This is a genomic window from Fructilactobacillus sp. X8R1C1 (assembly GCF_059900945.1).
In genome coordinates this window covers 1-19,841 of the sequence record NZ_JBWXVH010000001.1, presented here as the reverse complement: position 1 = coordinate 19,841, position 19,841 = coordinate 1, and the positions used below count along the sequence as shown (strand labels likewise).

Annotated in this window: 19 protein-coding genes and 13 tRNA genes; 4 read left to right on the top strand and 28 right to left on the bottom strand. The window is 36.8% G+C overall.

Annotation, left to right across the window (positions count from 1 at the left end; genetic code table 11):
• Positions 1-2: 2 nt before the first annotated feature.
• The 3 genes from rsmH to AC6UD1_RS00150 all read right to left on the bottom strand — a co-directional run bounded on the left by rsmH (position 3) and on the right by AC6UD1_RS00150 (position 1,912).
• A complete protein-coding gene (rsmH, locus tag AC6UD1_RS00160; RefSeq protein ID WP_500707038.1) occupies positions 3-947 on the bottom strand; it encodes a 16S rRNA (cytosine(1402)-N(4))-methyltransferase RsmH in 945 nt (314 codons plus the stop codon).
• Between the two features lie 16 nt (positions 948-963).
• Positions 964-1,389, bottom strand: a complete 426-nt coding sequence (gene mraZ, locus AC6UD1_RS00155; protein WP_500696584.1) for a division/cell wall cluster transcriptional repressor MraZ — start codon at positions 1,387-1,389, stop codon at positions 964-966.
• Between the two features lie 133 nt (positions 1,390-1,522).
• A complete protein-coding gene (locus AC6UD1_RS00150; protein WP_500693938.1) occupies positions 1,523-1,912 on the bottom strand; it encodes a DUF3397 family protein in 390 nt (129 codons plus the stop codon).
• 96 nt (positions 1,913-2,008) lie between these two features.
• On the opposite strand from AC6UD1_RS00150, the gene AC6UD1_RS00145 reads away from it, so the two are divergent.
• Entirely contained in the window at positions 2,009-2,134 is a 126-nt protein-coding gene (locus tag AC6UD1_RS00145) for a DUF4044 domain-containing protein (RefSeq protein WP_500693939.1), read from the top strand.
• A 49-nt stretch (positions 2,135-2,183) separates the two neighbouring features.
• Here the strand turns inward: AC6UD1_RS00145 and AC6UD1_RS00140 are convergent, their stop codons facing one another.
• Positions 2,184-4,577 carry an FtsK/SpoIIIE family DNA translocase gene (locus tag AC6UD1_RS00140; RefSeq protein ID WP_500707037.1) on the bottom strand — a complete coding sequence of 798 codons (2,394 nt, stop codon included), beginning with the start codon at positions 4,575-4,577 and terminating at the stop codon, positions 2,184-2,186.
• Positions 4,578-4,595: 18 nt separating this feature from the next.
• Complete coding sequence (locus AC6UD1_RS00135) at positions 4,596-5,108, bottom strand: tRNA (cytidine(34)-2'-O)-methyltransferase (protein WP_500695525.1); 513 nt, start codon at positions 5,106-5,108, stop codon at positions 4,596-4,598.
• 129 nt (positions 5,109-5,237) lie between these two features.
• Between AC6UD1_RS00135 and AC6UD1_RS00130 the strand changes: the two genes are divergently transcribed.
• The gene (locus AC6UD1_RS00130; RefSeq protein ID WP_500707036.1) at positions 5,238-5,819 is read left to right on the top strand and encodes a copper homeostasis protein CutC; all 582 of its coding nucleotides are present in this window, start codon (positions 5,238-5,240) and stop codon (positions 5,817-5,819) included.
• A gap of 80 nt (positions 5,820-5,899) precedes the next feature.
• On the opposite strand, the gene AC6UD1_RS00125 is transcribed toward AC6UD1_RS00130, so the two are convergent.
• The 5 genes from AC6UD1_RS00125 to AC6UD1_RS00105 form a co-directional block, all read right to left on the bottom strand.
• Positions 5,900-6,715 carry a MucBP domain-containing protein gene (locus AC6UD1_RS00125; RefSeq protein ID WP_500707035.1) on the bottom strand — a complete coding sequence of 272 codons (816 nt, stop codon included), beginning with the start codon at positions 6,713-6,715 and terminating at the stop codon, positions 5,900-5,902.
• Positions 6,716-6,787: 72 nt separating this feature from the next.
• Positions 6,788-9,313 (bottom strand): SH3 domain-containing protein, encoded by a 2,526-nt coding sequence (locus tag AC6UD1_RS00120; protein WP_500707034.1) that lies wholly within the window; start codon positions 9,311-9,313, stop codon positions 6,788-6,790.
• Positions 9,314-9,560: 247 nt separating this feature from the next.
• Positions 9,561-10,442, bottom strand: coding sequence for an RluA family pseudouridine synthase (locus tag AC6UD1_RS00115; RefSeq protein WP_500695521.1), 882 nt, complete (start codon positions 10,440-10,442; stop codon positions 9,561-9,563).
• Positions 10,435-11,247, bottom strand: a complete 813-nt coding sequence (locus tag AC6UD1_RS00110; RefSeq protein ID WP_500693946.1) for an NAD kinase — start codon at positions 11,245-11,247, stop codon at positions 10,435-10,437. Before AC6UD1_RS00110 ends, AC6UD1_RS00115 begins: the two co-directional genes overlap by 8 nt.
• Positions 11,244-11,888, bottom strand: coding sequence for a GTP pyrophosphokinase (locus AC6UD1_RS00105; RefSeq protein ID WP_500707033.1), 645 nt, complete (start codon positions 11,886-11,888; stop codon positions 11,244-11,246). The genes AC6UD1_RS00110 and AC6UD1_RS00105 overlap by 4 nt, the downstream gene beginning before the upstream one ends.
• 176 nt (positions 11,889-12,064) lie before the next feature.
• Between AC6UD1_RS00105 and AC6UD1_RS00100 the strand changes: the two genes are divergently transcribed.
• Positions 12,065-12,649 (top strand): DsbA family protein, encoded by a 585-nt coding sequence (locus tag AC6UD1_RS00100; protein WP_500693948.1) that lies wholly within the window; start codon positions 12,065-12,067, stop codon positions 12,647-12,649.
• A 51-nt stretch (positions 12,650-12,700) separates the two neighbouring features.
• Here AC6UD1_RS00100 and AC6UD1_RS00095 read toward each other — a convergent pair whose 3' ends face one another.
• The 5 genes from AC6UD1_RS00095 to AC6UD1_RS00075 form a co-directional block, all read right to left on the bottom strand.
• Positions 12,701-13,510 carry an aldo/keto reductase gene (locus AC6UD1_RS00095; protein WP_500707032.1) on the bottom strand — a complete coding sequence of 270 codons (810 nt, stop codon included), beginning with the start codon at positions 13,508-13,510 and terminating at the stop codon, positions 12,701-12,703.
• Positions 13,511-13,590: 80 nt separating this feature from the next.
• The gene (gene pepF / locus AC6UD1_RS00090; protein ID WP_500707031.1) at positions 13,591-15,393 is read right to left on the bottom strand and encodes an oligoendopeptidase F; all 1,803 of its coding nucleotides are present in this window, start codon (positions 15,391-15,393) and stop codon (positions 13,591-13,593) included.
• A 15-nt stretch (positions 15,394-15,408) separates the two neighbouring features.
• A complete protein-coding gene (locus AC6UD1_RS00085) occupies positions 15,409-16,479 on the bottom strand; it encodes a competence protein CoiA (protein WP_500707030.1) in 1,071 nt (356 codons plus the stop codon).
• Positions 16,480-16,537: 58 nt separating this feature from the next.
• Entirely contained in the window at positions 16,538-17,242 is a 705-nt protein-coding gene (locus AC6UD1_RS00080; protein WP_500707029.1) for an adaptor protein MecA, read from the bottom strand.
• Between the two features lie 15 nt (positions 17,243-17,257).
• Complete coding sequence (locus tag AC6UD1_RS00075) at positions 17,258-17,998, bottom strand: MBL fold metallo-hydrolase (protein ID WP_500707028.1); 741 nt, start codon at positions 17,996-17,998, stop codon at positions 17,258-17,260.
• A 103-nt stretch (positions 17,999-18,101) separates the two neighbouring features.
• Here AC6UD1_RS00075 and AC6UD1_RS00070 point away from each other — a divergent pair, with 103 nt between their 5' ends.
• On the top strand, positions 18,102-18,602 hold the full coding sequence (locus AC6UD1_RS00070) for a hypothetical protein (protein ID WP_500693954.1): 501 nt from the start codon (positions 18,102-18,104) through the stop codon (positions 18,600-18,602).
• A gap of 54 nt (positions 18,603-18,656) precedes the next feature.
• Here AC6UD1_RS00070 and AC6UD1_RS00065 read toward each other — a convergent pair.
• The 13 genes from AC6UD1_RS00065 to AC6UD1_RS00005 all read right to left on the bottom strand — a co-directional run bounded on the left by AC6UD1_RS00065 (position 18,657) and on the right by AC6UD1_RS00005 (position 19,840).
• A tRNA-Asp gene (locus tag AC6UD1_RS00065) sits at positions 18,657-18,731 on the bottom strand.
• 4 nt (positions 18,732-18,735) lie between these two features.
• Positions 18,736-18,809 (bottom strand) — tRNA-Met (locus AC6UD1_RS00060).
• Between the two features lie 24 nt (positions 18,810-18,833).
• Positions 18,834-18,906, bottom strand: a tRNA-Glu gene (locus AC6UD1_RS00055).
• Between the two features lie 8 nt (positions 18,907-18,914).
• Positions 18,915-19,002, bottom strand: a tRNA-Ser gene (locus AC6UD1_RS00050).
• A 2-nt stretch (positions 19,003-19,004) separates the two neighbouring features.
• A tRNA-Ile gene (locus tag AC6UD1_RS00045) sits at positions 19,005-19,079 on the bottom strand.
• Positions 19,080-19,095: 16 nt separating this feature from the next.
• Positions 19,096-19,166, bottom strand: a tRNA-Gly gene (locus tag AC6UD1_RS00040).
• Between the two features lie 20 nt (positions 19,167-19,186).
• Positions 19,187-19,259, bottom strand: a tRNA-Phe gene (locus AC6UD1_RS00035).
• Positions 19,260-19,266: 7 nt separating this feature from the next.
• Positions 19,267-19,341, bottom strand: a tRNA-Asp gene (locus AC6UD1_RS00030).
• A gap of 4 nt (positions 19,342-19,345) precedes the next feature.
• Positions 19,346-19,419 (bottom strand) — tRNA-Met (locus AC6UD1_RS00025).
• A 9-nt stretch (positions 19,420-19,428) separates the two neighbouring features.
• Positions 19,429-19,518, bottom strand: a tRNA-Ser gene (locus tag AC6UD1_RS00020).
• A 66-nt stretch (positions 19,519-19,584) separates the two neighbouring features.
• A tRNA-Ile gene (locus AC6UD1_RS00015) sits at positions 19,585-19,658 on the bottom strand.
• 9 nt (positions 19,659-19,667) lie between these two features.
• A tRNA-Met gene (locus AC6UD1_RS00010) sits at positions 19,668-19,741 on the bottom strand.
• 25 nt (positions 19,742-19,766) lie between these two features.
• Positions 19,767-19,840: transfer RNA gene (locus AC6UD1_RS00005), tRNA-Pro, on the bottom strand.
• Position 19,841 lies beyond the last annotated feature (1 nt).

Below are 19,841 nucleotides of genomic sequence, written 5' to 3'. Positions count from 1 at the left end.
TCCTATTTAATTTTCTCAATGATTCTGAGTTTGGCACTGTGCGATCGATGATTTTGACTAAGTTCATCAGCACTGGGTAAAATTGGTTTTCTTTGGACCATTTTAAACTTTGGTTGCATTGAATCAGGTATGACCGGTAAATCATGGGGTAAATCTTGAATGGTGGTTTTTTCTTTAAAAATCCCCTTTACCAAACGATCTTCAAGCGATTGAAACGTGATTACACTAATCCGACCATGAACATTTAACATGTCTAACGCCTGCTCAAGTGAATCTTCTAAAGCGCCTAACTCATCATTAACGGCAATTCGTACGGCTTGAAAAACGCGCTTAGCTGGGTTACCACCATGTCTTCGTGCTGGAGCTGGAATAGCATCCTTAATGATTTCAGCTAATTGACTTGTAGTATCAATTGGATGATCAGCTCTATTTTTTTCAATACTACGAGCAATTTGCTTAGAAAATTTTTCCTCACCATAACGATAAAAAATTTTCACTAACTTTTCATACGACCAGTGATTAATAACTTCCCAAGCATCTAGATCATTTCTTTGATCCATCCGCATATCAAGACGAGCATCCTTTTGATAACTAAAGCCCCGCTTGGCATCATCCAATTGTGGTGAAGAAACTCCTAAATCATAGACAACCCCATCAATTCCAACGACATCATAACGTTTCAAGTCACGTTTAAAATTTCTAAAATTATCATGAATAAAAGTAATTCCATTATCTTTTAAGAACTTTTCTAAATTGGTTTGATTATAATCGATGGCAACTTGATCTTGATCAAAAGCGTATAAATGGCCATTTTTTAGTTCCGACAAGATCTTAGAACTATGGCCTCCGCCTCCAAGAGTACAATCAACATAGATTCCATTGGGCTTAACATTCAGACCACGAATAGCCTCATTTAATAAAACCGTTTGATGTTTAAACGTAGACATTAAAATTCACCTCAAGTTAGACATCAAGTAAATTTTCAGCAATATCGCTGAACTCACTCGCAGCCTCATCCGTATAACTATCCCACTTAGAAGCATCCCAAATTTCAAATCTAGTCGATACTCCAGCCAAAACACAGCTTTTGGTCAGGTCGGCATACTTACAAAGAGCGGTCGGGATATTGACTCGGCCTTGTTTATCAATATCACATTCAGTGGCCGCAGAAAAGAAAAAACGTGCAAACATTCGCGCATCTTTTTTGTTAAAGGGCAGTTCATTAATCTTATCCTGAACTTTTTGCCATTCATTCTCGGTATACCCAAAAAGACAGCCATCTAAACCACGAGTAATGACAAATTTATCTCCTAATAAATCTCTAAATTTAGCGGGAATGATGAGACGTCCCTTGGCATCGATGTTATGTCGATATTCGCCCATGAACATAATTCATCATTCCCTTCTCCCCTAAATATAAATTTAGTTTACCACAATAAACCACTTCCTACCACTTTGCCTCCATAAAAATCCACAAAAAATAAAAGCACTCCGGAAAACAAATCCCAGGAATGCTTTTATATCAGTGTATTATAATAATTTTTACAATCAAAGAAAATATAAAAATAATTATCCAATAAATGTCACTTATTCGCCAAAAATTAACTAAAAATTGTTTTGGCAACAACTGTCCTTCATCGATCACTCGGTAAAACAAAAAGATAATCCCAATTATCATCCAAGCCAAAATGAATAATGGCAAAAACGAAAATCCATGACTCGTCATAGTAATGACATGAACTAACCAAATTCCAATGATTGGAAATGAATCAAGAACACTCAGCCGTTGAAACATCCGATTTTTAGTAATGCGCTTAAAAAAAATAATAATAAAACCAATAATAATGAAAAGTAATAAAGGCTTAATTAATGACTCCACTAATAAATGTAGATTAGATATATAATTGACCATTTTTAACCTCGTAAATTAGGTATAATAAGTGATTTGCAATATTTTTAGTTCAAAGTTAGAATTGTGACAGTATGAATACTGAAAGTGGTGGATACTTTGAATAAATGGAAAGATAAAACAACGTTTCAAAAGATCTTAATGATCTTTGTTTGGTTAATGATTATTGCAACCATTTTATCAGTGGTTGCTGGATCAGCAGCTGCTTTCTTTGGTGGCATGTAAATTAATAATATCGTTTTAGGGCATTCTGAAGCAAATTCAGAGTGTCTTTTTATTTTTCATCATCAGAGGAAGGCTTCTTATAGACGTCTCTAGGTTTACTTCCATGCTGTGGTCCAATATACCCACGTTGTTCCATATCATCAACAATCCGAGCCGCCCGATTATAACCAATTCGAAACTGACGTTGAATCATCGACGTACTGGCTTTTTGTTCTTTTACAACAAATTTCAGAGCATCATCAAATAGATCATCCTCATCATCGTCTTTTTCTTCTTCTTTAATTTCAGCATCAGTAACCATCATTGAGTCATCATATTCTGGCTCAGCTTGTTTCTTGACAAAATCAATCACGTTTTCAACATCACTATCAGAAATAAAGGAACCTTGGACACGCGCTGGAATGTTTTGATCGATCGGGAGATACAGCATATCACCCCTCCCAAGTAATTTTTCAGCTCCATTCGTATCTAAAATTGTTCTTGAATCAACTCCACTTGATACCGCAAAAGCGATTCTTGATGGGACATTAGCTTTAATCAATCCGGTAATAACATCAACTGACGGACGTTGAGTTGCCAAAATCATATGAACCCCAGCTGCTCTTCCCATCTGAGCTAGTCTAATGATGGCACTCTCCACTTCATTTGAGACCGTCATCATTAAATCAGCTAGTTCATCAACAACCACTACAATGTATGGGAGAGTTGGAAGAGCCGTACCTTCAGTCCGATTCTTTTCTTGAATATACTTATTATATCCACTAATTTTACGTTGACCTGTCTGGGCAAACATCTCATAACGATGTTCCATTTCATCAACCACTTTATGAAGAGCGCGAGCGGCTTTCTTAGGATCTGAAACCACTGGGCTTAAAAGATGAGGAATCCCATTATAAACACCCAACTCAACTTTCTTAGGGTCAATTAACATAAATTTAACCTGGTCGGGAGTCGCTTTTAAAAGAATACTAGTGAGAATTGAATTAATTGCAACCGACTTACCACTTCCAGTTGATCCCGCAATTAACAAATGAGGCATCTTGGTAATATCGCAAGAAACAACGTCACCGTTAACGTTTTTACCCAAAGGAACATTTAAAATACCATGGTTATTGCCGGTCTGATTTTCAAATACATCCCGAAACGAAACGGTCGAAATTGCTTTATTAGGAACTTCGATCCCAATTAAAGATTTGCCTGGAATTGGTGCTTCAATCCTGATGTCTTTTGCTGCTAATGCAAGTGCAATATCATCACTCAAATTGACAATTTTAGAAACTTTTACACCAATTGCTGGATGCAACTCATATTCGGTAACCGATGGTCCTAAGCTTACATTTTTTACCTCAGCATCAACCCCGAAACTCTTTAAAGTCTTTTGTAGAATTTTCGTATTTTTATCGATCGCATTATATTCTGCAGTCTGATCTTGCTCTGGCACTTTAGTAAGGAGATTAGTTGAAGGAAGTTGATAGTGGTTACCAGAAGAATTATTTTCAAAAGTTGGTAAACTCGTTTTGGTTTCATTATCAAAATGATTCCGTTTAGGCTTCTTACTTGCAACCGTTATGTGAGGAGTATTCTCATCTTGTTTAACACCAACATGTTCCGTTGGCTTATTGACTGGAACAGTTGGTGAATTAACGGATGCTTGAGACTTCGAACTGTTCTTCTCATTTTCTTTTTGATGTCCTAGATAATCTTGAAACTGATTTGTCTTTGCTGATTGCTGCTTTTGTAATTTTCGATTATTTCGTCGCTCTTGATTATTCAGGTGCGCCCGATTAAATGACGCAATAATCGCAGTAAACCACTTAGCTGACCAAGTCAAAAAGCCTTTGAGCCACTTAATAACTGGTAGTTTAAAGAAGATGATCGCTCCAACAACCATTAAGCTGTATGAAAGGATCAAAGTCCCAACTAACGAGATAAGGGTATCGAAAAAAGATAATAACGTAGCGCCAATCATCCCACCCCCAACGTTACTAGTAGAGACACCGTTAGTAATATCAGAAAGTAACGCATTGAAGGTGGTGGACACAAAGTTAACATGGGAATTTAAAGAATTCGAAAAGGTAATGGATAAGTTTAAAATCCAACCAATAAATGCTATCAAAAAACCCAAAATATAATGGTAATCGATTCGAGGAATCTTAATTCCTAGAAGCAATAAAATGCCAAAAACACCTAGAAAAATTGCCAAAACCTGGTAGGCGTTCCCAACCACTAACCGAAATACATTAGCAAACAGGGTCCCCGCCATTCCTAAGCTGAAAAAGCCTAAAACGGCGATCAACATAAAAATCAAACCAATGATATTTAATTTCTTTTCACCGCAAAAGTTCTTTAATTTGTTCCAAACAGAATTTCTTTTTTTCCTTGGACGACGTTTTCTCGTTATTTTACGCTTTGTAGTTTTACGTTTTGTTTTTCGTTGAGCCAACTAAGGCACCCCTTCGCATTATTTTAATTTATCGTGCTCATAAGTATGAGTCACTTCAAGTCCAGCAAATTTCTGTTGCCTTAAAGCCTCATATATTACAATCGCACAAGTGTTCGATAAATTCAATGCTCGAATATGAGAATCATCTTGAGGAATTCTAATAGCTTGTTTAGAATACTGACGTTCAAAGTTTTCGGGCAATCCCGTCGTTTCTTTTCCAAACAAAAAATAATAATCCACGTTATCATCACTATAATTAGGATCTGTATACACCTTTTTCCCAAACTTTGAAACCAAAAACAACCTTTGCTTGTCTGGAATGGTTTTTAAAAATTCAGGAAGATTTTCGTGATAATTGATCTTAACCTTATCCCAGTAATCTAATCCAGCTCTCTTTAAGTGTTTATCATCAACCGAAAAACCCAACGGTTTAATTAAATCAAGAACGGTATCAGTTCCCGCACATGTTCTTGCAATATTGCCAGTATTAGCTGGCATTAATGGTTCAAATAATGCAATATGATTAGTCATTTACATCCTCCAATAATTCGTTCAATAACTTTCTTTTTCAATTATATCACGCGTCTAATTCCATTTAAGCGCAAAATCGATGTCAATTCAGATCTATAATAGTTATAATTGTTGCAGGAGGTAGTTTATATGACAATCGTTGAACCACTTGTATCAAAATTTAGAGAGGTATCTGCTGAACTTGAAAGTTCTCAATTAAAAATTGCAATTAATCAGGAAATGATGACCCCCAGTCGTGGATTTATCGCAGAAGCATGTAAATATGCTCACGAAAAAAAGCGAAGCCTCGACGTCTTAATTTCATCAAATAATAATACTAGTACCTTTAATGATTCTGAGATAAAAATCATGGAAGATGATCTTTTCCAATGCCAAGAGTTAGGTGTTGATGGTGTCATTATTGGTGCTTTAAATGACCAAAATAAAGTCGACTTAGAGGCCATGGAAATTTTGATGGCAGCCGCAGGCGGCATGCAACTGTATTTTTCACCTGCATTTGATCAAATAATTGAAAAAAATTGGACTGATACTCTGAACTGGATTGATAACAATAACTTTGCTGGAGTAGTTGCATCAACCAGAATAGAAAGTTTATCTGCAAAAATAAAAAATTATCAGAATCTTCAGTTAATTCCACTCGTAGAGTCCCAAGATGAATTGGATAAGGTCCAAAAGATTGCTGATCCCAATATTATAATTAACAAAAAATAGCTTCAGCTATAAAAATAATCCCGTACCGCTAAAAACTAGCGTTACGGGATTATTTGTTTTTCTCCAATCAATGAACTTTTTTAATGCTCAAAATGACGTGGTCCTCTGAACTTGTGCCATAGAAACGCACCAATTCCAGCAACTACCACCACAATGATTCCACCAACTACCCAAGGAGTAACTTTATTCCCATCTTTTTTCTCGTGCTTAGCATCATTTTTGTCATGATCCTTTTTTGCCTTTTTATCTTTCTGATTCTTCTTATCAGATTGATTTTTTTTATCCTTGGCATTCTTATCAGCATTGGTTTTTTTGGAATTACTATTGGCCTTTGATTGATCCTTGGCTTTGTCATTTTGATTTTTTTCATTTGTCTGATTATTACCAGTAGCATTTTTCTGGGTACCAGTAGCTGAACTATCACTAGTCCCGTTATTATTTTTATTCTTACCATTAGTCTGACTACTATTACTACCATTGGAACTCACACCAGCATTAGTACGGTTAGGTTGTTTATTATTTGCCGTACTGTTACCAGTTGATGAATAAATAATCGTCATTTCCATAATATCTGTCGAACTATCACTACCACCAAATGTCATTTGGGGGCCATTACTATTATTTTGTCCATTTTGAATACTAGAATACTTGTATCCAGGAATGTTAGGAATCGACGCAATATAGGTACTACCAGTTGCTCCCATGGCGGTGGTTGCAGGACGAATTACGTGACCATTTTGATCAACGTAGTGAACTACAATCTCCCCTTGACCACTATTACCCTGCGCAAATTGAGTAGTTTGCGCATTAACATGTCCCACATTAGGCACAAACACTCCAATGGTGACCACTGCAAAACTAATTAAAATTAGTGAGGTTACTTTCTTTAAGTTCATAATCCATACTCCATTTCATTTATTTGAAAATGTTTAAGGGTGTTTCTAAAAATTATTTTCACCTAATTAATTTTAGTTCAAGTCGGCAACGTAACGGTAAGCACCTGAAGCTGCTCGGTATCTTAACCATGTGTATCCATTAGCAATTACTTTGCCATCATAAACAACGCTTTCTCCAGCATCATATTGTCCCACAACTTGTGAACTAGTACTTGGTGAAGTTCTAATGTTAGTAGCGTGTCTGAAAGTAAATCGGCCAGAAGTGGGAGTAACGTCTGATTGGTTGTTACCAGAAACAGAACCATTTCCTAATTCAGCAACATAACGGTAGGCACCTGATCCACCACGATATCTTAACCATGTGTATCCATTAGCAATTACTTTGCCATCGTACACTACTCGTTCACCAGCATTATATTGGCCTACGACCTGTGAATTAGTATTTGGAGCAGTTCTGACGTTTGTAGTTTGACCAAATGTATAAGTACCTGAAGTTTCAGTGACATTTGGTTGGTTGTTTGGAGTTGAAGTATTGTTATCTAGTTTGGCAACGTAACGGTAGGCACCTGAAGCTGCCTTATACCTTAACCATGTGTATCCACCGGCATTAACAGTACCGTCATAAACAACTCGCTCACCGGCATCGTACTGTCCCACAACTTGTGAACTGGTACTTGGAGCAGTTCTAATGTTGGTAGTTTGATTAAAGGTATACATCCCTGATTCTTGCTTAACGTTTGCATCTGGGTTAGGTGCGGGAGTAGAAGTATTGCTTAATTTAGCAACGTAACGATAGGCACCTGATCCACCACGATATCTTAACCATGTGTATCCATCGGCTTGGACAGTCCCGTCATAAACAACTCGTTCACCGGCATCGTACTGACCTACAATCTGAGAACTTGTACTTGGAGCAGTTCTAATGTTGGTAGTTTGACCAAAAGTATAGGTTCCAGAAGCTGGTGTGACATTTGACTCTGGATTTGAGGCTGGTACATCGCTTACCTTAGCGACATACAAATCATCACCAGAATATGACTTGTATCTTAACCATGTATATCCATCAGCATCAACCGTACCATTGTAAATCACACTCTCTCCAGCTTTATACTGTCCTACAACTGGAGCACTTAGACTTGGTGAAGTTCTAATATTGGTCGTTTGACTGAAGGTATAAGTACCAGAAGCTGGTTTAACATCTGGAGCTGGTAACGGGTTTCCTTCATCTTGAAAGGCGATTTGATCGATGCTAGTTAAATTATAGTTACGGACACAGTTAATAAGTGTCTGAGCATAACTAGGGTCAGTCGCATATCCATCATTTTGTAAAGCATAGGCTACACTCACGTAATCTCGTACACCAAGTAAGTTGCTGTAACGTGGGTTGTCTCTTAAGAAAGCACCATGGTCTTCAATGCTTGCAGCCCAACTTGGGTATAATCTAAAGGCTGCTTGAACAGTAACCCATTGACCATTAATGTATTCTTGAGTTGGAAAGTAGATTGATTGACCGTTATAAGAACCTTTGATTCCAAATAAATTGTTACCTTTAACGGCTAATCCAGATCTCCCCCAACCACTTTCAATGATGGCCTGAGCGATTGAAATTGATGGTAAAACACCATATTTCTTCCATCCAGCAATTGCACCAGGAGTCACCTTATTGATAAAGTCCTGAGTATAACTAGTAAAATTAGTGTTATTTGAAACATTAAAATTAGTATATTGTGATGGGCGTTGCACGTTTTGATTTACGTTGTTTTCAACGCTTGAATCATAATAACCAGGACCAATCTGCTTATCTGGAGTGGCAACGTCAGCCTTTAAGTTAACGTTTTGATTTTGATCTGCATTCTGTTGATGCTCATTATTATTTTCAGAAACTTTGTTCTCGTTTTCAGCATTATCAGCTGCCTTGAGAGCAACTTCAGAATTCTGTGCTGATTGTTGACTGGCATCAGCTTTTGTTACTTGCTGTTGATCACTAGTCTCTGAAACTTTTGGTGATTGTTGCTGTTCATTAGAGTCATTCTGATCTTTGACATTATTAGTCTCGGTCGATTTTGAAACAGCATTACTATCATTTAATGAGTTAGTTTGAACTGATTGATCAGTCTTAGTTGGTTGTTGATTATCAGTAGTAACTTCATTTTCGTTCTGAGATTGTTTAGAATCACTTGATTGTAATGTTGGTGTATGTACATTTGTTTCAGAAGAATTCTTAACTTCTGTATTTGTCTCACCATTTACTGATTCTGCTTGTTGTAACTGAGTGGCAGTCTTATTAGTGTTTTCCACTTGGGCTGAACCACTATTGTTTTGGGTTTGATTAGTGCTTGCAACTGTTGGTTGTTCTTGAACAATTTCCTTCTTTGGTTGAACATTTGAAGCCGGTTCACTTTCAGAAACTGGGACAGTACTTACCTTATCAGCATTTACTGAACTATTTAAGTTAAACGTGAACAATGCCGCACTGGCAAAGACAGTACCAATGGCTACTTTCATCCAGCCCTTTTTGGTTTTCACCAACTTGTTACGGCGTTTAGTCTCTCCGGTACTAAGAGCCATTTGGTTGTGCTTCTTAATGAGCTTCTTCATCAATTATCTCTCCTTTTCAAAACTGTAACATCATAATTAAGTATAACATCTAACGATCAAAAATTAATAAAAATATAAACAATATTAATAGTAATTATTCTAAAGTGAAATTTTAAAAATGTCCACCCCATTTACTTAATTATTTATTTTGGCTCATCTTTAATTCATGAAAAAATATAATTCTAGGACAACATTGTCCTAGAATTATACGTTTTAGCTAACCAAATATTATAAAAATCAATAAATCTTAATTCAATAACTCTTTAAAATCACTGGGAATTTGGGATTCGACTTTGACGTCTTTTTTTTCAAACGGATCAAAAAAAATTGTCTGATAACAATGCAATTTTTGCCGTTTATTGCTGTGTTCGTAAGGATTGTATAGCCAGTCTCCCACAAGCGGATAGCCAATTCTTGCAAAATGAACCCGAATTTGATGTGTTCGCCCCGTATGCAACCTAATTTTGACCAACGACATTCCATTATTAACCTTCAATGTCCAAAATTCAGTTCGACAATATTTGCCGTCATTTCTGACTTCTCGTTCGATAAATGATCCTGGTTTTCTACCAATTGGGAGCACAATCTGCCCGTGCTTGATGTTAAGTTCACCTAACACAACGGCAACATAATATTTTTTTACCTGTCGGTCTTTCAGTTGCTTATCAAGTACCGAATGAGCTAAATGATTCTTAGCAAAAATAACCGGACCACTCGTATCACGATCAAGCCGATTAACGATGTGAACCTTCTTACTTGGATAATCATTACGAACATAATAACCTAAAACACGATTTAAAATTGTGTCATTAGGATAAATATGTGAAGGAACTGAAGCAACTCCGACCGGCTTATCAATTACCAAAAAATTATCATTTTCAAATAAAATCTTAATCGGTAAATTTGAAACCTGCAAAAAATCATTTTGTTCTTCAGGTGGCAAAATAACCTTAACTCGATCACCACGTGATAATTCAAAACTAGTATAAACATCCCTACTATTTACCATCAAGTGACCACCATGATAACGAATACTTTTAAGCAGCGATCTGGTAACCCCATTTTTCATCACAAACGTTCTGACTTTCATGGGTTTATATTCATCATAAATCCAATCAAAACTAATCATCGTCAAGGGTTTCCCCAATGAATGAATTACTTACCCGCTGCCAAAAATGAGTGTGACGATATTTGGCAAAATAAATTCTTCGTTTGGAAATTTTGAATTTAATGGACTTAATTGGACGATCTTTAATTAATAACTGGTCGTATGTTAGAACGTTATGGAGTGATACCTCTGGCACAATCGTAATAGATTCAGTTGGTGGAATAATGATCGGTGAACCAATCGTTCGAAAAACCCGGTTATTAATTGAAGCCATCTCAGCCACTTGAATTGAATTGAACTTAGGCGAAATAATTGCTCCCCCTACTGATTTATTGTATGCGGTTGATCCAGTGGGAGTTGAAATACATAATCCATCGCCACGAAAGTTTTCAAAAAGTTCTCCTTTGATGAAGACTTTGGCCACCATCGTTCCGAACAGTTTTTTAAAGGTAGCCTCATTTAGCGCAATCATATAATCTGGTTGGCCACCATCAGCATAATCTACTTCGATATCTAATAAGGGATAGCTAACACTTTGACCATTATCATGCTTCAAACTTTCAACCAACTGGGTCACTTCAGTATCACGCCAGTCAGTATAAAATCCCAAATGACCCGTGTGAATTCCAACAAACCTAATCTTGTCAGTCAAATCATCGTAATGATGAAAAGCAGAAAGTAACGTACCATCTCCACCAACGGAAATTACAATTTCAGGATTAAGTTCATCAATTTCTAAATCTTTTGCATTTTCAATCTCTTTTGATAATTCCGATGCAATTCGACTCGAGGTCTCACCATCGTTACTATAAATTGCAATTTTCATTTTTGGTCCCTCGATTCGTGTTTATCGTGTTTATCGTTTTGATCCTTAAGATCTCGATCTAACTCTTGTTTAATCTCTAACATTTCTTCATCCAACTTATAAGCGGTTTCCGATGCCCCCTGTAACCTCTTATGAACTTCAGGAGGAAAAACATCAGGATGCTTATAATTTAAAGAATGTTCAATGGTAGCCCAAAAGTTCATTGCTAAAGTTCTAATTTGAATTTCAGCCAGAATATCCCTTTGCCCATCGACTAACTGCAAGGGATAACTAAATACAATGTGGTATGAACGGTAGCCACTGGCTTTCTCATTATTAACGTAATCCCGTTCTTCTAAAATATTAATGTCATTTCGTTTTCTAAGAATGTCTACTACCGTGTAAATATCATCAAGAAATTCACACATAATGCGCAACCCACAAATATCTTCCATGTCTTCAGACAAACGTGATTCTTCAATGTGACGTCGCTGCATCTTTTCCTTGATACTATCGATTGGCTTAATTCTACTAGTAACAAACTCAATTGGTGAGCGTTCACCACGTTCTAAGTACTCGGAGCGAATCCCACGTAATTTTAATTTTAATTCATTTGAAGCTTCTTGATATGGAAATAAAAAGTCATCCCAATTCTTCACCATAAAACAACAATCTCCAGTCTGTCATATTGTTCCAGAAACATAATACCACACTTAATTATCATCCCAGTATAATAAGAGTACTAAAACAAATTTATTGAATTTTTATAAAAAAATGATAATCTAGTAAGTGCGTCGTTATAGAAGAGAAAGATAACAAACTAGGAAAGGAAAAAGTTATGATTGAACTATATTTATTTGTAGACCCAACTTGCAGTGATTGTGCTGAATCTGAACAAACTATTGATCGTTTATCAAAGCAATTACCCTGTAAGACATCATTTCGAATCATTCCGATCATGAACCTTAGCGTTATATCAGGTAATAAGGAAGCTCACTCACAACTTCTTCCATATAAACTAATCCTTGATTATAAAGCAGCACTATTTCAAGGAGCAAAAAAAGGTCGAACCTTTTTATTTGCACTACAGCACGACATTCTAAAAAGAAACATGACTTACTGTGATAGCTTAGTTTACGACATTGCCCAAAAAGCTAATCTAGACTTGGAAATGTTTAAAGAAGACCGTCGTTCAAAATTAACTGAGAGCACCTTTCAATCTGATCAACAAATGATTTCAGAAATGAATATCTCAAATCATGGTAATCTAGTAATATTCGACTGTGATTCTTCAGACAACGGTTTACTAATTGATAAAGTTGACTACCAAGAGTTATTTGATATTTGTAATCACATAATTCAAAAGGAATCACGAGAACTTGATGGTAAAATTAAACAAACAAATAATCTAAGGGTCCTCTAGAATAAAAAAAGTGGTCTCGCACCTATTAGGTGCAAGACCACTTTTTTGTTACTAAAGCCAACCAAACTGGCTCTTTTCAGTATCTAGTTTATTAATTTCTTTCATTTCATCGGGTGTTAACTCAAAATTGAAAATATCCAAATTACTTTTAATCCGATCTGGTTTAGTGGATCGTGGTAAAACAATAATTCCATTTTGAATTAAGAAGCGAAGACCAACCTGACCAATGGTCTTATCGTGAGCTTGAGCAATCTTTCCCAACGTTTCATTGGTAAAGAAGCCGTTACGACCTCGTGCAAATGGTGACCAAGCTTCCAGTCGTAAATCATCTTTTTTAGCAACCGGCAAAAAGTCCCTTTGTTGCCGAAATACGTTAGTCTCAACTTGATCGACAACTGGTTTAATGGTTGCACTCTTCAAAATGGTACTGAGATCATCACCATAAAAGTTGGACAAACCGATGCTCTTTAGTTTACCAGCCTTAACGGCATCTCCCATTGCTCTGTAAGTTTCCGTTAAATCACCTGCAGGCCAATGATACAACATTAAATCAATATAGTCAGTTTGTAGTTTTTCCAGTGCTTCATCAATCATTTTAGTTGCTTCATCATAAGATTCTGGACTTTCAATCTTAGTGGTCAGAAAAATATCATCACGGTTAACATCACTGTTCTTGATTGCATTTCCAACTTCACGTTCATTTCCATAATCACGTGCAGTATCGATCCCAGGATAACCATCTTTTAATGCTTGATCGACACTCTTTTCCGTCTCTCTAGCTGGAATTTCATAGGTTCCAAAAAAAATCTTGGGAATCTTAATCCCATTGTTTAATGTAAATGTTTCATCTCTAGCTGTCATGCAAACACCCCTCCTCAATTAATTACAAGTACAGCATATTCCTCTCACATAATATTTCAAACATTGTGCTTATAGTAAATCTAAAGCATTTTTTCCAATTCATCTAAGCGTCTTTCAAACTTATCAAAGGCTTGATTTAAATAATCCGGTTTAGTCATATCCACTCCAGCTGCTTTCATAATAGTAATCGGATCCTTACTACTTCCTGATTTTAAATAGTTCAGATACGAATCAATCTTTTTAGGATCTCCACTCATAACTCGATCCGCTAATGCGGAAGCAGCCGCAAAACCAGTTGCGTACTGATAAACGTAGAAATCATAGTAAAAATGAGGAATCCTGGACCATTCAAGTCGAATCTCAAGATCAGAAACAACGTCTTTTCCATAGTACTCTTGGTTCAAATTAAAGTAATATTTGTTCATAAATTCCGCAGTTAACGACTTTCCTTCTTGTTCTGATTGATGGATAAACTCTTCAAATTCAGCAAACTGAGTTTGCCGAAAAATCGTTCCCTTTACCCCATCTAAATAAGAATTAAGGACGTATTTGCGGACTTCTGGATCAGAATTATTTTTAAGTAAGTAATCAGTCAAGATATTTTCGTTAGTAGTTGACGCAATTTCGGCCACGAAGATTGAATAATCGCCGTACTGGTATGGTTGGTTATGAGATGTATAGTAGCTGTGCATACTATGTCCTGTTTCGTGCACCAAAGTGTATAAATTATCAAGATTATCTTGCCAATTAAGCAAAACAAATGGATTCGTATCATACATCCCAGATGAGTATGCTCCTGTACGTTTCCCTTTATTTTCAACTACATCAATCCAGCGGTTATTAAATTCTTCTTTAACGTGTTTAACGTAGTCAGGACCGTAAACACTTAGTGCTTTTAAAGCTTCATCCTTGGCTCGACCAAAGGAATACTTAAGACTTGGTTTTCCACTTAATGGCACGTACATATCATACATGTGTAATTCAGAAACATTTAAAGCTTTTTTTCTAAGCGCAACGTACCGATGAAATAACGGTAGGTGTTCATGAACACTTTTTACTAAGGTTGTATAGACAGTTTCAGGAATCTCATTTTCACTCATTGCCATTTGTCTTGCTGAATCATATTTTCTCGTCTGTGCTTCAAAGTTATGAACAGATACCTCTGCTGACAAAGTTGAAGCAAGCGTGTTTTGAAATTGATCAAAGGTGGAATAAAAAGCCCTAAAAACATTTTTTCTCACTTCTGGCTTTTGCGACTCTAGAAGTAAACTATAAATACCGTTAGAAAGTCGCACTTTTTTACCCGACCCATCATCCACCTGAGGAAATTTAAGGTCAGAACTATCTAAGATTCCAAATGTCTTTTCGGGTGCCTCAAAAATTGTTGAAGCCCTAGCCATCAACTTTTCTTGGTCCTCAGGTAAAACATGATCCTGATTAACTAAAATCTTATCAAAAAATCTTCGATATTCTTCCAACTTTGGATTTTCCCTAATAAACTGTTCGATGCTTTCAGACCCTAAGGAAATGATTTCGGGTTCTAACCAAGACTGTGATTGTCCCACCTTACTTCCTAGTTTTTCAACCCGGTCCATGTCACTCTGTAATTCATTATTAGTAGTATCAACATCACTAGCTGACTGAGCATAAACATATAATTTTTCATATTTTCGATTCAAGTCCAATACTTGCCTAATTACACTTAAAAGCGATTCACTATTTAAGCCAAGTTGCCCTTTTAATTGACTAACTCTTCCAACTAAATCACTAACTTCACTATATGCTCGTTCAAACTCCGCATGATCCTTATACACAGTAGTCAAATCCCAAGTTAATTCTTTTGGAACCTCGTTTCGATTTGGCAAATCATTTATCTTTGACATTTTACAATCTCCATTTCATGAACGTTTCTTAATCATGCTTATCTTAGCATAAACATCTCTATACCATGTAAATTCTTCAACTCGTTCAATCTTTCCATCATCAATCACCAACAGCTTATTATGAATCAAACAAGCCACAAATCTTTGAATATAAGCCTTCCTTACATTTTCAACACTGGTTAGAAAAACAAATTGATCATTTGGATCAGCAAAATGGCTTTCTTGATATACTTTATCCATAAATTGAAAAATACTTTTACCAACCCACTTTTTTAGTTCACAGATGAAAATTATTTCCCAAGTCAACCACTGGTGACCAAAAACTGGAGGCAACATCCGATAATGATGACAAATAAGTGGACATCCAGTCACCGTCTTTCCATTTAGGTAACAGTATTCCTGTAATGCCATCATTCCCTGATCACGATAGCAAACTTTCTTCTCAATTTGTTTACATACTTTGATTAAATTGGGCTGCTTTAATTTATCAGATTGCTTTTTGTTAAAAAATTCAAACATTGAATACCAGCGTTTAAATGACTTCTCTCGGTAACGATAGACCCCATCAACTTGATGAATTTGGTAGCGGATAAAATATCGTGATCTAAAAGAATTCATATAAACAAGATAGTACCCCGTGTTTTTATGATATCTAATGAATTGAAGTACCGAAGGACTCGAAACCTTCTTTTTATAATATTTCATTCCCAAAATCCAAGAAGATTCCAAGCCAATTGAATGGTAACCAGCTACCCGCTTACTCAACTGTTTAAAGCTAATAGGGCTGCATTGATACTCAATTGCCATATTACTCAAAAGAATATCCGCTCGTTGTTTTAAAGCTGGTAAATATACCTCTACATCAGCATCACATGGTAACGAGTTTAATATGATGTCTTTGCCAAGTGTATGCGCATAAGATTCACCGGCTCCCGTTTTACACTTCGAATTTGCTTGATGAGCAAAATGTGGAATTTTATTAATACCTTTTTTCAAAACCACCAATTCACCACAATCACAGCAATAATATTTATGATTCCTTTTGGCATCTCGTGCCATAATTAGCTTTCCATTTTCTAAAGCCATTAACATAAAAAAGACCCTTCGCAATATACGAAAAAAGATTCGCTAAATGCGAATCTTTTTACTTAAAATAATATGCAATTGTTTCAAGTGCATCACCAACCGTAATTTGCTTACCATACTTCTTTAATTTGTCTTCAGTCAGTGGTGCAATTTTCCCATACTCATAAACAATTCCCATTTCATCATTAATCATATGATTAAGGTCATCAAGATTAGAATTACCCTCACTATCGTATTGACCATTCAAATAGTATCTAAACATAATAATATACGAATTTTGATATTGATACAAATCAGTTTTTAATTCTACTGAATGGCGGGGAGTAACTTCTTTCCATTTATTGGCAAGACCAATTAAATCATCAAATGAATTGAATTTGATTGGAATTAGTCGTTTACCAGTCTTTTTATCAAAGATATCATACATCTTGCGAATATCATTAACGTTTTTTCTGGTTCGTTGCTTCCTATTTTCATTTAATGGAGGTAACATCCCACCATTATCACCAATTTGATTTGAAATATTCTTATCTTTACTAATAAATAACTCTAATCCATCTTGGCTAGGAAGAATTTGAAACAAAACCGTATCTGTATCCGTAAAGTCTTTTTCAACGTCAGCTTCATCAAGAATGCTATAGAAAAATTGTTCACATTTTTCTCGATTCCCTAAAAGATCAAGCATTCCAATTCCATGTTTTTTTAAGTCTTCCTTGTTAATCAATACACGGATTGTATCTTTATTAACACGATGGAATTTCATAAAACGAATCGCCTCCTAAATCCTAATTGCCTTTCTTATTTTAGGCAATTCAACATTAACCTTTTTACCAGCGGCTTGTTGTGCTTGCTGTAACAATTTTACGTGACTACCACTTTGAGGGAGATGACTTATTAACAGGTTCTTACTATCTGACAATCGAGCTAAGTGACCCGACTGTTTAGAAGTCATATGCCACAATTCACCATCCACGTCCTCAAAGAAATTCGTATCTGATATTAACATATCAGAGTTCTTAACAAAATTAATTAGACCATCAAAATAACGTGTATCAGCTGTATAACTCAATACTTTTCCAGATGATCGTTCAACAATCTTCATCGCAAAGGCTGGCACGGGATGAATCGTCTTTAAAAATGTGACTGTAAATGGTCCCACTTCAAGTTCACTATCAGCACTAAAGGGTTCTTTCTCAGTCGAATTGGGCCAATCTAACTGGTTGTAATGAATCTGATCAGCTGTGTTTCCGTAAATTGGCAAAACATCGGTGTCATAACGTTTATCATGTAACTGCCAATAGTACTGTAACACCCCAACATCTGCGATGTGATCTGCATGATAATGTGACAAGATAACTGCATTTAATTTTAGTGGATCTAAAACCCTTTCTAATGAAAGCATTACTCCGCTCCCACAGTCAATTAACAAATTAAAGTTACCGCTAGTAACTAAATATCCACTAGTACCAATTCCATCATAAGGATAACCACCATAATCACCTAAAACCGTAAGTTTCATTTTTATCCCCCATTTCCAAAAATTAGGACATTTTCCTTTTAACTCATTAGGATTTATTCTAAACTAATTATGAAGCAATTTACATCAAAAGGAAGTTAATAATATGATAAGACAAATTTCTGTAACATTTGGCACGAAGAATGTATTAGTGCACATCATGAAAAGTAATCCTGAAAGGGATTTAGCACTATTCTCCACCAACAATAATGATTCAGGCCTCCAGCTCCTGGATTACAGTGGAAAGGAATCAATTTTCAAAAGTCCCATCACTTATGACGTCCTTTCACACGTTGGCGAAGACAACTGGAGTTATTTCATTAATTATGTAGAACTTTCACCATCAGATGACCAACGTAAAGTTTTAGATGCAAACATGAACACCTTCATGAGTAGTCCTGAATTACCAAGTGGGATGTTTTCTGGATACTATATGTCAGATTCAAAAGATCATACTAAACGTATTATTCTCACTTTGTGGCGTGGAGCATACGCATACAATGATTGGGCTAATCGTCCTGAAAGTATTGTTTCTAAATTCAAAAACGATCCTAACATTGATTACCGCTCAGCTAGTTATCAACGGGTTGCACCAACAAATAATTAATAGATATAAAAAAAGAGATGAATAATTCATCTCTTTTTTTATATGATAATGATACGGTTCGTACGAGACTCGAACTCGTGATCTCCTGCGTGACAGGCAGGCGTCCTAAACCAACTAGACCAACGAACCAAAATTGCGGGAGCTGGATTTGAACCAACGACCTCCGGGTTATGAGCCCGACGAGCTACCAGACTGCTCTATCCCGCGATAATTATATAGTAAAAATAATGATGACCCGTACGGGATTCGAACCCATGTTACTGCCGTGAAAGGGCAGTGTCTTAAACCACTTGACCAACGGGTCATAATAAACGGAGAAGGAGAGATTCGAACTCTCGCGCCGCTTGCGCGACCTACACCCTTAGCAGGGGCGCCTCTTCAGCCACTTGAGTACTTCTCCAATGGGTCTAGGTGGACTCGAACCATCGACCTCACGCTTATCAGGCGTGCGCTCTAAACCGACTGAGCTATAGACCCAAATAAAACAAATAAAAGCGGGTGACGAGAATCGGACTCGCGACAGTAGCTTGGAAGGCTACGGTTTTACCACTAAACTACACCCGCATAAAAAATATTAAATTAAGTGGCGCGGGACAGAATCGAACTGCCGACACACGGAGCTTCAATCCGTTGCTCTACCAACTGAGCTACCGAGCCATTTAAGCGGTTCGTACGAGACTCGAACTCGTGATCTCCTGCGTGACAGGCAGGCGTCCTGAACCAACTAGACCAACGAACCAAAATTGCGGGAGCTGGATTTGAACCAACGACCTCCGGGTTATGAGCCCGACGAGCTACCAGACTGCTCTATCCCGCGATAATATAAAGGAGGATGAGAGATTCGAACTCTCGCGCGATTTGACTCGCCTGACGGTTTTCAAGACCGTTCCCTTCAGCCAGACTTGGGTAATCCTCCAAAAACAACAAAGTAATTGTAACATATAAGTCAATAAACCTCAACGCCCACCAAACAGCGTTCGGATGGACCTTGTAGGACTCGAACCTACGACCGGACGGTTATGAGCCGTCTGCTCTAACCAACTGAGCTAAAGGTCCAAGACCTAATCGCGGCAGAGGGGATCGAACCCCCGACCTCCCGGGTATGAACCGGACGCTCTAGCCAGCTGAGCTACACCGCGATTTAAGATACATAAAAGTATCTAATCGGGAAGACAGGATTCGAACCTGCGACCCCCTGGTCCCAAACCAGGTGCTCTACCAAGCTGAGCTACTTCCCGA